Annotated in this window: 10 protein-coding genes; 4 read left to right on the forward strand and 6 right to left on the reverse strand. The window is 60.6% G+C overall.

All coding sequences use genetic code 11. From position 1 onward, the window contains the following. Positions 1–11: 11 nt before the first annotated feature. The 6 genes from LIY45_RS14010 to LIY45_RS14035 form a co-directional block, all read right to left on the reverse strand. Positions 12–1,253 carry an SfnB family sulfur acquisition oxidoreductase gene (locus LIY45_RS14010; protein WP_226476682.1) on the reverse strand — a complete coding sequence of 414 codons (1,242 nt, stop codon included), beginning with the start codon at positions 1,251–1,253 and terminating at the stop codon, positions 12–14. 183 nt (positions 1,254–1,436) lie between these two features. Further along, entirely contained in the window at positions 1,437–2,222 is a 786-nt protein-coding gene (locus LIY45_RS14015; RefSeq protein ID WP_226476683.1) for a hypothetical protein, read from the reverse strand. A 336-nt stretch (positions 2,223–2,558) separates the two neighbouring features. Continuing rightward, entirely contained in the window at positions 2,559–3,305 is a 747-nt protein-coding gene (gene tcyN, locus LIY45_RS14020; protein ID WP_093202912.1) for an L-cystine ABC transporter ATP-binding protein TcyN, read from the reverse strand. A gap of 3 nt (positions 3,306–3,308) precedes the next feature. Continuing rightward, the gene (tcyL, locus tag LIY45_RS14025; RefSeq protein WP_003211857.1) at positions 3,309–3,974 is read right to left on the reverse strand and encodes a cystine ABC transporter permease; all 666 of its coding nucleotides are present in this window, start codon (positions 3,972–3,974) and stop codon (positions 3,309–3,311) included. Continuing rightward, positions 3,974–4,768 carry a cystine ABC transporter substrate-binding protein gene (gene tcyJ, locus LIY45_RS14030; RefSeq protein ID WP_017478100.1) on the reverse strand — a complete coding sequence of 265 codons (795 nt, stop codon included), beginning with the start codon at positions 4,766–4,768 and terminating at the stop codon, positions 3,974–3,976. The genes tcyL and tcyJ overlap by 1 nt, the downstream gene beginning before the upstream one ends. A gap of 231 nt (positions 4,769–4,999) precedes the next feature. Next, a complete protein-coding gene (locus LIY45_RS14035; RefSeq protein WP_226476684.1) occupies positions 5,000–5,992 on the reverse strand; it encodes a D-cysteine desulfhydrase in 993 nt (330 codons plus the stop codon). 166 nt (positions 5,993–6,158) lie between these two features. Here LIY45_RS14035 and epsC point away from each other — a divergent pair, with 166 nt between their 5' ends. The 4 genes from epsC (at position 6,159) to mgrA (ending at position 12,236) form a co-directional block, all read left to right on the forward strand. Next, on the forward strand, positions 6,159–7,085 hold the full coding sequence (gene epsC, locus LIY45_RS14040) for a serine O-acetyltransferase EpsC (protein ID WP_010168915.1): 927 nt from the start codon (positions 6,159–6,161) through the stop codon (positions 7,083–7,085). 445 nt (positions 7,086–7,530) lie between these two features. Next, positions 7,531–9,492 (forward strand): choline transporter BetT, encoded by a 1,962-nt coding sequence (betT, locus tag LIY45_RS14045; RefSeq protein ID WP_003211865.1) that lies wholly within the window; start codon positions 7,531–7,533, stop codon positions 9,490–9,492. Between the two features lie 270 nt (positions 9,493–9,762). Beyond that, positions 9,763–11,091 carry an OprD family outer membrane porin gene (locus tag LIY45_RS14050; protein ID WP_226476767.1) on the forward strand — a complete coding sequence of 443 codons (1,329 nt, stop codon included), beginning with the start codon at positions 9,763–9,765 and terminating at the stop codon, positions 11,089–11,091. Between the two features lie 107 nt (positions 11,092–11,198). Next, positions 11,199–12,236 (forward strand): L-glyceraldehyde 3-phosphate reductase, encoded by a 1,038-nt coding sequence (gene mgrA / locus LIY45_RS14055; protein ID WP_003211877.1) that lies wholly within the window; start codon positions 11,199–11,201, stop codon positions 12,234–12,236. Positions 12,237–12,361: the final 125 nt, after the last annotated feature.

Below are 12,361 nucleotides of genomic sequence, written 5' to 3' on the forward strand. Positions count from 1 at the left end.
AGGTCTGGTCGTTAAATCCAGGAATGCCGGGCCGGCAAAGTGCCGTTCAGGTGATAGGCGCCCACCGCGTGATACTTCCAGCGCACCGGGTCGTGCAGGGTGTGCACCCGGGCGTTGCGCCAGTGGCGGTCGAGGTTGAATTCGGCGAGGGTCGCGCGGCTGCCGGCCAGTTCGAACAGCTTTTCGCTGGCAAGCAAGGCAATCTCGGTGGTCAGCACCTTGGCTTCAGCCACGGCAATCGAGGCGCGTGCGGCGGACTGCGGGGTGATCGGCGCGGCACTGACTTGATCCAGTACCTGGCCGGCCTTGCGCAGCAGCGCTTCAGCGGCATGCAGTTCGATCTTCAGCTTGCCGATATCGGCGATCACATACAGGTCATCGCTGGCCCGCTCGACCTTGGCGTCGATCCACGGCCGGGAGCGTTCGCGTACAAAGCTGATGGTGTCTTCGAGAGCACCACGGGCGATGCCGGCGTCGATGGCCGCCTGGATCAATTGCGAAACGGCGCCCTGGATACCCGGGGTTTCGCCGAGGCGCCAGGTCTCCACCACCAGTTCGGCGTCCACCGCCACCTGATCCAGCAGTACCGTGCCGCTGGCCGTGGTGCGTTGGCCAAAGCCTGACCAGTCATCGACGATACGCAGGCCTTCGGTGCCACGGCGCACGAACGCCATGACGACTTTGCCTTCATCGTTCAACGCCTTGACCGCCACCCAATGGGCGAACAGCGCGCCGGTGGAATAAAACTTCTGGCCACTGATGACGTAGCCGTCACCCTCGGCGGTGAGGCGTGCCTTGAGGTCCAGGGTGTTTTTGGTGCCACGTTCCGGGCCGCCGTTGCCGATGCGCCAGCCGTCCAGCACGCTCTGGAACAGCTGCTTTTTCTGGCGCTCGCTGGCCGCACCTTGCAGCACGTGCAGGATGCCGAAATGGTTCTGCGGGATTTGCCCCAGCGCCGGGTCGGCCGCGCTGATGATCGCGAACACTTCGGCCAGGGTCACGAAGGACACTTGCGGGCCGCCGTACTCACGGGGAATGGAAATACTGCCCAGGCCGCTGCGGGTGAAGTGTTCGAGTTCAGCCCAAGGCAGTTTGCGTTGCTGATCGCGCTTGGCCGCTTGCAGGCGCGCAGCCTGTGCCAGCTCATGAGCCGCGCTGAGGGCCTCGGCGTCGTTGCGCAGCACCTTGGCGGGCAACAACAGCGGGGCGACGTCCAGATCACTCTGGGGGGGTGTTTGTGCCAAGTTAGACATCAGCGCCGCTCCTTGGCTGCACGCAATGCCCTGGCGTTACGCACCGGGGTAATTTTGACCATACCTACCTCACATCCGTTGAAAAGATAAAAAATCAGGAATGTCCGGTGGTCCGGTGCATATACCCTAAGCGTGTTAAATTTTTTAATAAACTAACTTTTAGGAATATGCATAGAAGGTCTGTCACCCGGGCTCACAGGGCGAACCGGGGCGGCGGGGTTGGTAGACCAGCGCAGGCCTGGCGGGGCTGGTCGGGGCCTTGGGCGCGTACGTGGCGATGCGCAGGGTGCGGGCGGGGGCCCAGCGTGAATTATTGCCGACCCGGTCGAGAATGCAGTAAGTGACTTCGAGGCGATGGTCGTCCCCGGCTTCGACGATGACCGCCGATGGCACCCACACCTGCACGGCCTTGCCGACATCGCTGGCCTGGATTTTTGGCAGGTCCAGGCGTACGTCACCCCAGCGCAGCGTGATTTCGTCGTCGGTCGCCATGTTCAGGTACGGCTCGATGGTGAGGGGCACGCCTCGGCGAATCTGGCTGCTGTTGACGCCATGGCGGCGGATGGTTGCGGGCAGGCTGACGGCGGCCAGGTTCTGGTTTTCGTCAATGCTCAGCGCGCAGGGCTGGCCGCCGGGGTAATCAGTCTTGATCTGCACCCGGGTGGTGGCCGAACGCGCCGGGCCGCGTCCGACTTGCATGACCCGGTAGTGAATTCGCGCCGGGCCGTTTTGCACAAAACTTTCCGGTACCCGCAGGCAGGTGGACATGCCGATTTTGCCGGCAGTGACACGCCGTGAGGCGGCAAAGCAGTTGTTCCAGAACAGCTCGATCAGGTCGCCCTCGTCCATGCCGCAGTAAGGCGCGATATCGACTTGCAGGTTTGTCGCGGCGAGGGCATTGATGCCTTCTCGATTGGCCTGGGGCAAGGTCGGGGCAGTGAGCAGCGCCTGGGTGGAAATACGCTTCATAAATAATCTCCTTGGTGCAGCCAGCAGCAATCGTTCCGGACATCAGGCGCTGGCAGGCGACGTAGTCCGAAAGAAACGATTTAATAAAAAACCAGAATGGATCCAATCCTCTGGGCGTTAGATAAGAGGCTTGGTTAGTTGGCGTCAAGAGGCTGGGCGGGGCAAACAGGGGGTTATGGAATATTCAGAAGGGTCTTACTGGAGGGGCACTTGAAGTGAGTGTTTCAAGGTGAGTTTTACCCAATGAATAAAGGGCGATTCCCAAAAAACTCAAAAAAAAGAGTTGCCTTTCGGCAACTCTATAAAGCGAAGTTTCTTACACTTGATAGGCGCAAGTTAGTTGTTGATGAACTTGCTGAGAAACTGCCGGGTACGTTCTTCTTTCGGGTTGGCAAACAGCGCCTTTGCATCGCCTTGCTCAACAATTACACCCTTGTCGAAGAAGATCACGCGATTGGCAACATCCCGGGCAAAACTCATCTCGTGGGTCACGATCACCATGGTGCGGTTTTCTTCCGCGAGGCTGCGAATGGTCGCCAGTACTTCGCCTACCAGTTCCGGGTCCAGGGCCGAGGTAGGCTCATCGAACAGGATCACCTCCGGCTCCATCGCCAAGGCCCGTGCAATCGCTACCCGTTGCTGCTGCCCACCGGACAGGCGCCGTGGGTAGGCGTCTTCCTTGCCCGCCAGGCCGACCCTGGCCAACAGCTTGCGACCGAGGGCGTCCGCGGCGCCCCGGGGCATCTTCTTGACCACGATCGGGCCTTCGATGACGTTCTCCAGGGCGGTGCGGTGGGGGAACAGGTTGAAGTTCTGGAACACAAAACCCACGTGCTGGCGCAGGCGCCGCACCAGGCCTTGCTGTTGATTGAGCGGGCGGCTGCTGTCGATCTCGATGTCACCGACCTTGATCCGGCCACTGGTAGGTTCTTCGAGGAAATTCAGGCAGCGCAGGAAGGTGGTCTTGCCGGAACCGCTGGGGCCGATGATGGCGACGACTTCGCCTTCCTTGACCTCAAGGTCGATCCCGTTAAGCACCACCTGACCCTTGAATTGTTTGGTCAGTTTTTCAACCACGATCATGCTTCAAGACTCCAGGTCATGCCGGTTGACTCGTGCTTCCAGGCGGTTTTGCACGTGCGCCAGAACGCTGGCAAGAATCCAGTAGATCAAGGCGGCGGACAGATACATGGTGAAAATTTCGAAGGTACGGGCCGAGACCAATTGCGCCTGGCGGAACAGTTCCGGCACCTGGATGGTGGCGGCCAGGGCGGTGTCCTTGACCAGGGAAATAAAGCTGTTGCCCAGCGGCGGCAAGGCCGTGCGCATGGCCTGCGGCAGGATGGCCCGGCGCAGGGTCTGCGCACGGGTCATGCCGATACTGGCCGCAGCTTCCCACTGGCCGCGCTCGATGGAACCGATGGCGGCACGCAGGATTTCACAGGCATAAGCGGCCATGTTCAGCGAGAAGCCGATCATGGCTGCCGGGATCGGATCCAGCTCGATGCCCACTTGCGGCAAGCCGTAGTAGATCAGGAACAGCTGTACCAGCAAGGGCGTGCCGCGAAAGAACGACACGTAGACGCGGGCGGTCCAGCTCAACAGCTTGAAGCGCGACAGGCGCATCAAGGCCAGGCCGAAGCCCAGCAGCAAGCCGAAAAACATCCCGCCAAGGCTAAGAATTACCGTGAAATACGCGCCCTTGAGCAGAAAGGGCGCGGAGTCCAGCGCGAGTTGGAAACCTGCTTCCATTATTGAGTAACGTCAGCGTTGAAGTACTTCTCGGACAGCTTCTTCAAGGTACCGTCGGCGCGCAGTTCGTCGAGGGCCTTGTTCACGGCGGCCAGCAGTTCAGGCTCGCCTTTGCGCAGGGCAATACCGGCTTCCTGACGGGAGAAAGCAGCACCGGCAGCGGCGGTGTCCTTGGCTTTCTTGGCGTATTCCAGCGCCGCCAGGCGGTCGATCAGAATCGCGTCGACACGGCCGATGCGCAGGTCCTGGAACTTGGTTGGGTCATCGTTATAGGTTTTGACGATGGCTTTCGGTTGGTTTTCCTTGAGCCATTGTTCGTAGTTGGTGCCCAGGCCCACACCGATCTTCTTGCCGGCCAGGTCGTCGGCGGTCTTGATGGTGTCGACGTTTTTCGCCAGGGTCAGCGCCTGGATACCGGAGACGGTATACGGCTTGGAGAAATCGTACTTTTCCTTGCGCGCGTCGGAGATCGTCACCTGGTTGACGACCGCGTCCAGGCGCTTGGATTCCAGGGCGGCGAGGATGCCGTCCCACGGCGTGGCTTGCAGCTTGACCTTGACGCCGAGTTTCTGGGCCAGCGCTTCAGACAACTCCACCTCGAAACCGCTGAGCTTGCCGCTTTCGTCGACGAAGCTGAACGGCGGGTAGGTGCCTTCCAGGCCAATCTTGATTTCGCCGGCTTTCTTGATGTTGTCCAACTGCTCGCCGGCCACTGCCTGACCGAGCCACCCGGCGCCAAGCGCCAGCCCCAACGTACCAACCAGTAACGTGCGACGGAATACGGAAATAGTCATGAAGAGCCCCTGTGTTTTTTATGTTGAGCGATGCAGGTGACGCGGTAGTCGTATCCTGCCTTAAAAGCGCGGTGTGTGGGAGCCGGGCTTGCCCGCGATTGCATCAACTCGGTGTTTTGGATCTGCCCAGTCATGCGTATCGCCATCAAGCTCGCCTACGGCGCGACTATAAAGCCGGTTTTTAAGACTTGAAAATAATATAAAATCAGATTGATATTTCTTTATGGAATATCAAAAGCTCGAATCATAAGCAAACAACGCCGGTGCGCCACCCGTGTGCAGGAAGATGATCGGCCCCTCTTCAAAGCGCTGCCGGCCAATGCCATCCAGCAGCCCGGCCATGGCTTTGCCCGTGTAGACCGGGTCCAGCAGCAGGCCTTCCTGGCTCGCCACCAGCTTGATCGCCGCCAGCGTGCCGGCACTCGGCTCGCCATAACGGGGCGCGAAGTACTCGTCCCACAGGATCACCTTGAACGCGTCCGGCACCGGCACGCCGAGCAATTCGGCGGTGCGTTCGGCCAGGCTTTGCACCTTGGGGCGCTGGGCTTCGTCGGTGCGTGAGACCGTGACGCCAATCACTTGCAGGTCCGGCAGTACTTCGGCCAGCGCCAGTGCCAGCCCGCTGTGGGTGCCGGCGCTGCCGGAGGCCAGGACCACGGTGGAGAACGGGATGCCGCTGGCTTCAATCTGCCCGGCCAGCTCCAGCCCGGCGCGCACATAACCCAGGGCGCCGAGGGCGTTGGAGCCGCCGATGGGCACCAGGTACGGCTTCTTGCCGTTACTGCGCAGGCGGTCGGCGAGGGCGTTGAGCTGGTCGTCGACGTTGTCCAGGTTCTCTACCAGCTCGACCTTGGCGTCGAACAGTTCCAGCAACAGGCGATTGCCGTTGGCCAGGTAGTTGGGGTCTTCGGTGCCTGTCGGGTTTTCCAGCAGGGCGACGCAGCCCAAGCCCAGCTTGGCGGCCAGTGCGGCGGTTTGACGTACATGGTTGGACTGGATCGCGCCAGCGGTCACCAGGGTGTCGGCACCTTGGGCCAGGGCATCGGCGGCGAGGTATTCGAGTTTGCGCAGCTTGTTGCCGCCCATCGCCAGTGGTGTGGTGTCGTCGCGTTTGACGTAGACGTCACGCCCCAGCCAGGCCGACAGCCGCTCGAGTTTTTCCAGGGCAGTGGCGCCGCCCAGCAGTTCCAGACGGTTAAAGCGGTCGAGCTGTTGTTTGATCATGGCTACGCACGGGTGGTCAGAGATGCTGGGACTATAGGCAGGCACTTTTGCGTCGGCAACCGCCAATCGCTTAAGTCGACGGGTTATTAGCATTGCACTATTGGTTCTTAAGGACGCTCAGGTGCCTTGCCGTAAAGTGGTGGGCATTTCGTCAGGAGTGAAGACCGTGAGTGAGCGTTCCAGTCATTGGCAATTACAGACCATCGTCAGCCAGCTGCGCAGCGCCCGGGACCAGTGGCGTACCCGCAATGGCCGGGTCAGCGGCGAGCAGGGCGGGCGCGAGCTGCCTTCACGGGAAGCCGTGGCGCAGATTCTCGAGGCGTTGTGCGGTGCGCTGTTCCCCATGCGTCTGGGGCCGGTGGACCTGCGTGAAGAAAGTGAAGACTTCTACGTCGGCCATACCCTGGATGTGGCGCTGAACGCGTTGCTCGCCCAGGCGCGGCTGGAGCTGCGGTATGCCGCACGCCAAGGCGGCCAGGATGACAGCGAGGTAGACGCCCACGCCATCCACCTGATCCAGGATTTCGCCCTGGCATTGCCAGCCTTGCGCAGCCTGCTGGACACCGACGTACTTGCCGCCTATCACGGCGACCCGGCGGCGCGCAGTGTGGATGAAGTGCTGTTGTGCTACCCGGGGATTCTGGCGGTGATTCACCATCGCCTGGCGCACCACCTGTATCGGGCGGGCTTGCCGTTGCTGGCGCGGATCAGTGCGGAAATCGCGCACTCGGCGACCGGGATTGATATCCACCCGGGCGCGCAGATCGGCCCGAGCTTCTTTATCGACCATGGGACAGGTGTGGTGATTGGCGAGACCGCGATCATCGGCGAACGGGTGCGCATTTATCAGGCCGTCACCCTGGGCGCCAAGCGCTTCCCGGCGGATGAAGATGGGCAGTTGCAGAAGGGCCATCCGCGGCATCCGATTGTCGAGGATGATGTGGTGATCTACGCCGGGGCGACGATTCTGGGGCGGATTACGATTGGCAAGGGTTCGACCATTGGCGGCAACGTGTGGCTGACGCGGAGCGTGCCGGCGGGGGCGAATCTGACCCAGGCGAATTTGCAGCATGATGATGGGACGCAGAAGTAGCACCCCTCTCTCAAGATCACACAGATCAAATGTGGGAGCGGGCTTGCTCGCGAATGCGGTGTATCAGTCTCCAGAAGTGTTGGCTGACACGCCGCATTCGCGAGCAAGCCCGCTCCCACATGTTGTCTGCATTTCAAATTCGAGCCGCATTACCCAAATTCGAGCCGTATTTCCCTCAGCCATCGCTGAACGTTTCGTCATCCCCATACGTCATACCTTTCCTTGAGCTAGTGTAGGAAAAACCTACCACTCGGCCCTGCGATTAGTCCTCAAACCCCTATCCATGTTTAACTTGACTGTTCGTTCAAGTTAAATCGGTGGTTCGCTGCCCGCTCACAACAGGAGGCTTACCTTTGCTGAGTCCGTTTTTCACAGCCACATCCCACACCCTTGAGGTGCGCCCTTCATGAGTGCATCGTCCACACCTTCCAGCGGTCTGGTCCGCATGAACCCGCCGGTGTTTTACTTCGCCGCGAGCTTCATCTTGCTGTTCGGCCTGACGGTCATCGCAATTCCCGAACAAGCCGGCGCCTGGCTGCTGGCCGCACAAAACTGGGCGGCCAACACGGTCGGCTGGTACTACATGCTGGCGATGACCCTGTATCTGGTCTTCGTGGTGGTCACCGCGTTATCGGGCTACGGCAAGATCAAACTCGGTGCCGACCACGACGAGCCCGAATTCAGTTACCTGTCCTGGGCGGGCATGCTGTTCGCCGCCGGGATCAGCATCACGCTGTTTTTCTTCTGCGTTTCAGAACCGCTGACGCACCTGGTGCAACCGCCCCAGGGCGAAGCCCTGAACGGTGACGCGGCGCGCCAGGCCATGCAGATTCTGTTTCTGCATTGGGGCCTGCATGGCTGGGGCGTGTTCGCCTTCGTCGGCATGGCCCTGGCGTATTTCGCCTATCGGCACAACCTGCCGCTGGCGTTGCGTTCGGCGCTGTACCCGCTGATCGGCAAGCGCATCAACGGCCCCATCGGTTATGCCGTGGACGGCTTTGGCATCATCGCCACGGTGTTCGGCCTCGGTGCCGACATGGGCTTTGGCGTGTTGCACCTCAACTCCGGGCTCGATTACCTGTTCGGCGTGGCCCACACCCAGTGGATCCAGGTCGGCCTCATCACCTTGATGATGGGCGCGGCGATCCTGGTGGCGGTCTCCGGCGTCGACAAGGGCGTGCGAGTGATGTCCGACATCAACATGCTGCTGGCCTGCGCGCTGCTGCTGTTCGTGTTGTTCGCCGGGCCCACCCAGCACTTGCTCAACACCCTGATCCAGAACATCGGCGACTACCTCGGCGCCTTGCCGACCAAGAGTTTCGACCTCTACGCCTACGACAAACCCAGCGACTGGCTGGGCGGCTGGACCGTGTTCTATTGGGCCTGGTGGATCGCATGGTCGCCGTTCGTGGGCCTGTTCATCGCGCGTATTTCCCGCGGCCGCACCATCCGTGAGTTCGTGTTCGGCGTGCTGTTGATCCCGCTGGGCTTCACCCTGGCGTGGATGTCGATCTTCGGCAACAGCGCCATCGACCAGGTGCTCAACCACGGCCTCACGGCACTGGGTCAGTCGGCCATCGATGATCCGTCGATGAGCCTCTACCTGCTGCTGGAAACCTACCCGTGGAGCAAGACGGTGATCGCGGTCACGGTGTTCATCAGCTTCGTGTTCTTCGTCACCTCGGCTGACTCCGGCACCGTGGTGCTCTCGACCTTGTCGGCCAAAGGCGGCAACGCCGATGAAGACGGGCCGAAGTGGCTGCGGGTGTTCTGGGGCGCGATGACCGCGTTGGTAACCAGCGCGCTGCTGTTTGCCGGCAGCATCGATTCGCTCAAGTCTGCCGTGGTCCTGACCTCGCTGCCGTTCTCGATGATCTTGCTGCTGATGATGTGGGGGCTGCACAAGGCGTTCTACCTTGAGTCGCAGAAGCAGATTGCGCAGATGCATTCCCTTGCCCCGGTATCGGGCTCACGCAAGGGCACGGGCGGTTGGCGCCAGCGCCTGAGCCAGGCGGTGCATTTCCCGTCACGGGATGAGGTGTACCGTTTCCTCGAGACCACGGTGCGCCCGGCCATCGAAGAAGTGACGGCGGTGTTTGTCGAAAAAGGCCTCAACGTCGTTACCCAGCCTGACCCGGCCAACGACAGCGTCAGCCTGGAAATCGGCCATGGCGAGCAGCACCCGTTCGTGTACCAGGTGCAGATGCGCGGCTATTTCACGCCGTCATTCGCCCGGGGCGGCATGGGTTCCAAGCAGCTCAACAACCGCCGCTATTACCGGGCGGAAGTGCACCTGAGTGAGGGCAGCCAGGACTACGACCTGGTGGGCTACACCAAGGAGCAGATCATCAACGACATCCTCGACCAGTACGAACGGCATATGCAGTTCCTGCACCTGGTTCGCTAAACGAAAAGGCCCTGTTCAATACCTAGAACAGGGCCTTTTTTTTGCTTCTCGTCTCTCTTCCATACCCCTCCACCATTGGCACGCTGAAGCGCTCGCCAACGCCCGTAAAGCCCCCTGCTTGAGGGGTTCCTTAAATTTAATTTCATCCGGGTAAAGGGTGTTTTGACTCCGAACTGTCACATGGCCATCGCCTAATTGTGTGAAGCGTTTGACGCTTTCATTTCAGAACAGTGACGGAGACCGGTACCAATGAAGACGTTATTGAGCCCCATGGTGGGTGCCGCCATGGCGAGCTTTATGCTGTCCGCCCACGCCGATTTTATCGATGACAGCCACGCCGACGTGACCTTGCTCAACCGCTACCTCAACCAGCAGGGGCGGGATGTGGTGAACAGCAATAACAAGGCCCACAGCATCCGTGATTGGGGCCAGGGTTTTGAGTTCAACTTCAAATCCGGCTACACCGAAGGCCCGGTGGGCTTTGGCCTGGACTTGCAGGCGTTCTACGGTTTGAAACTGGATTCCGGTGGCGACCTCAATGACAAGGATCACCAGGGTCGCTACCCCGGCAGCATGTTCCCGCTGGATAACGGCAAGTCCGCTGACCAGTTCGGCGTGCTCAGCCCGACCTTCAAGATGCGTTTCGCCCAGGATGAATTGCGCGTCGGTACGCTCTACGGCAACAACCCGGTACTGGCCAACACCGACGGCCGCTTGTACCAGCAGACCAACACGGGCGTGCAGTTGGTTTCCAAGGACTTGACCGACTTCACCTTCACCGCCGGTGACATCCTCAAGACCAAGATCCGCAACGAAACCGGCGACCAAGGCATGATCACCGCCGGCGGCACCAAAGAGAGTGATCGCTTCCTCTACGGCGGCGCGGACTACAAAGGTTTGCCGGACACCACCGTCAGCCTGTGGTACTCCAACCTCGAGGATTACTACCAGCAGTTCTTCCTCGGTGCCAAGCGCCATGACGCCTTGCCCGTGGGCGCGATCGACACCGACGTGCGCCTGTATCGCAGCCTGGGTGTGGGGGCAAACGCCGATGGCGACAAGGACTATTCCGCCGCCGGTCTTTATGGCGATGGCACCTCCAAGGGGCGCATCAACCAGTCCACCGTCAGCCTGCTGGAAAGCTACAGCCTGGACGGCCATACCGTCGGCCTGGGCATCCAGAAAAACAGCGGCGACAGCGACTTCCCGTACCTGGATTCCGGCCTGAACAGCGGTGCCAGCAACCAGGGCCCGGGCTCGGGCGCCGACACCCCGGCACTCACCAACATGCAACTGAACAAGTTCCAGCACGCCGGCGAGCGCACCTGGCTGGCGCAGTACAAATATGACTTCGGCAAACTCGGCCTCAACGGCCTGACGTTCGCCACGTCCTACGCACACGGTGATGACATCCGCACAACCCAAGGCACTACCAGTGAATGGGAGCGTAACGTCACGGTGGCTTACCAAGTGCCCACCGGCACTCTCAAAGGCCTGGGTGTGACCTGGCGAAATGCCCACGCCAGCCCGGATATTACTGGCGCCACCGTGCAAGATGAAAACCGCTTCTATGTGAGCTACGTCGTTCCACTCTGGTAGGAAATTGCTGTACAAAGAGCGAGCACCTTAAGCGATTCAGCTGCTTAAAAGGCTTGGGAATATCGTTATTCCCAGGCCTTATTTGCTCTAAGACCAGAGAGGATTCGATGACTTACATTGCTGCCGAAAACCGCTATGAATCTATTCCTTATCGCCGCGTAGGTCGCAGCGGATTGGTGCTGCCGGCACTGTCCCTGGGGCTGTGGCACAACTTTGGCGACAGCACCCCGATCGACACCCAACGCGCCTTGCTGCGCACCGCGTTCGACCTGGGTATCAACCACTTCGACCTGGCCAACAACTACGGCCCCCCGTACGGCAGCGCCGAGATCAACTTCGGCCGTTTGCTGCGGGAAGATTTCAAGCACTACCGCGATGAACTGATCATTTCCAGCAAGGCGGGCTGGGACATGTGGCCAGGCCCTTACGGCCAGGGCGGCGGTTCGCGCAAGTACGTGCTGGCCAGCCTCGACCAGAGCCTGCAACGCCTGGGCGTCGACTACGTGGATATTTTCTACTCCCACCGTTTCGATGCCGACACCCCGCTGGAAGAAACCGCCAGCGCACTGGCCACTGCCGTGCAACAGGGCAAGGCGTTGTACATCGGGATCTCGTCCTATTCCGGCGTGAAAACCCGGGAAATTGCCGCGCTGCTCCAAGAGTGGAAAGTGCCACTGCTGATCCATCAGCCGGCCTACAACCTGCTCAATCGCTGGGTGGAAAAAGACCTGCTGGACGTCACCGAAGAACTCGGTGCCGGGGTGATCGCCTTTACGCCGTTGGCCCAGGGCCTGCTGACCGACAAATACCTCAACGGCGTACCGGCCGATGCGCGAGTGAACCGCCCGGGTGGTGGTTCGTTGCAGGCCAAGCATTTGTCCGAGGCCAACATCGCCCACGCCCGCGCGCTGAATGAAATTGCCAAGCGCCGTGGCCAGAGCCTGGCGCAGATGGCGTTGGCGTGGACGTTGCGTGATCCACGGGTCACCAGCGCCCTGATCGGCGCGAGCCGGCCGGAGCAGATCATTGAAAACGTCGGGGCGTTGCAGAACCTGAGCTTCAGCGCGCAAGAGCTGGCGGAGATTGATCGGTTTGCCCAGGAAGGCGGGATTAACTTGTGGGAGAAACCATCTACGGCTGAATAAGCAGTTTCTGAATCAACACCGGTCATCTGTGGGAGCCGGGCTTGCCCGCGATGGCGGTGTGTCAGTCGATGAATATGTTGACTGAGCTACCGCTATCGCAGGCAAGCCCGCTCCCACATTTGATT

This window comes from Pseudomonas sp. MWU16-30323 (assembly GCF_020515595.1).
GTDB lineage: Bacteria > Pseudomonadota > Gammaproteobacteria > Pseudomonadales > Pseudomonadaceae > Aquipseudomonas > Aquipseudomonas yamanorum.

Excerpts from the sequence above, each read along its gene's own strand:
- tcyN (WP_093202912.1), bottom strand. The coding sequence starts at position 3,305 with ATGATCGTGGTTGAAAAACTGACCAAACAATTCAAGGGTCAGGTGGTG.
- mgrA (WP_003211877.1), top strand. The coding sequence starts at position 11,199 with ATGACTTACATTGCTGCCGAAAACCGCTATGAATCTATTCCTTATCGC.
- LIY45_RS14015 (WP_226476683.1), bottom strand. The coding sequence starts at position 2,222 with ATGAAGCGTATTTCCACCCAGGCGCTGCTCACTGCCCCGACCTTGCCC.
- LIY45_RS14050 (WP_226476767.1), top strand. The coding sequence starts at position 9,763 with ATGGTGGGTGCCGCCATGGCGAGCTTTATGCTGTCCGCCCACGCCGAT.
- tcyL (WP_003211857.1), bottom strand. The coding sequence starts at position 3,974 with ATGGAAGCAGGTTTCCAACTCGCGCTGGACTCCGCGCCCTTTCTGCTC.
- tcyJ (WP_017478100.1), bottom strand. The coding sequence starts at position 4,768 with ATGACTATTTCCGTATTCCGTCGCACGTTACTGGTTGGTACGTTGGGG.
- betT (WP_003211865.1), top strand. The coding sequence starts at position 7,531 with ATGAACCCGCCGGTGTTTTACTTCGCCGCGAGCTTCATCTTGCTGTTC.
- LIY45_RS14010 (WP_226476682.1), bottom strand. The coding sequence starts at position 1,253 with ATGTCTAACTTGGCACAAACACCCCCCCAGAGTGATCTGGACGTCGCC.
- LIY45_RS14035 (WP_226476684.1), bottom strand. The coding sequence starts at position 5,992 with ATGATCAAACAACAGCTCGACCGCTTTAACCGTCTGGAACTGCTGGGC.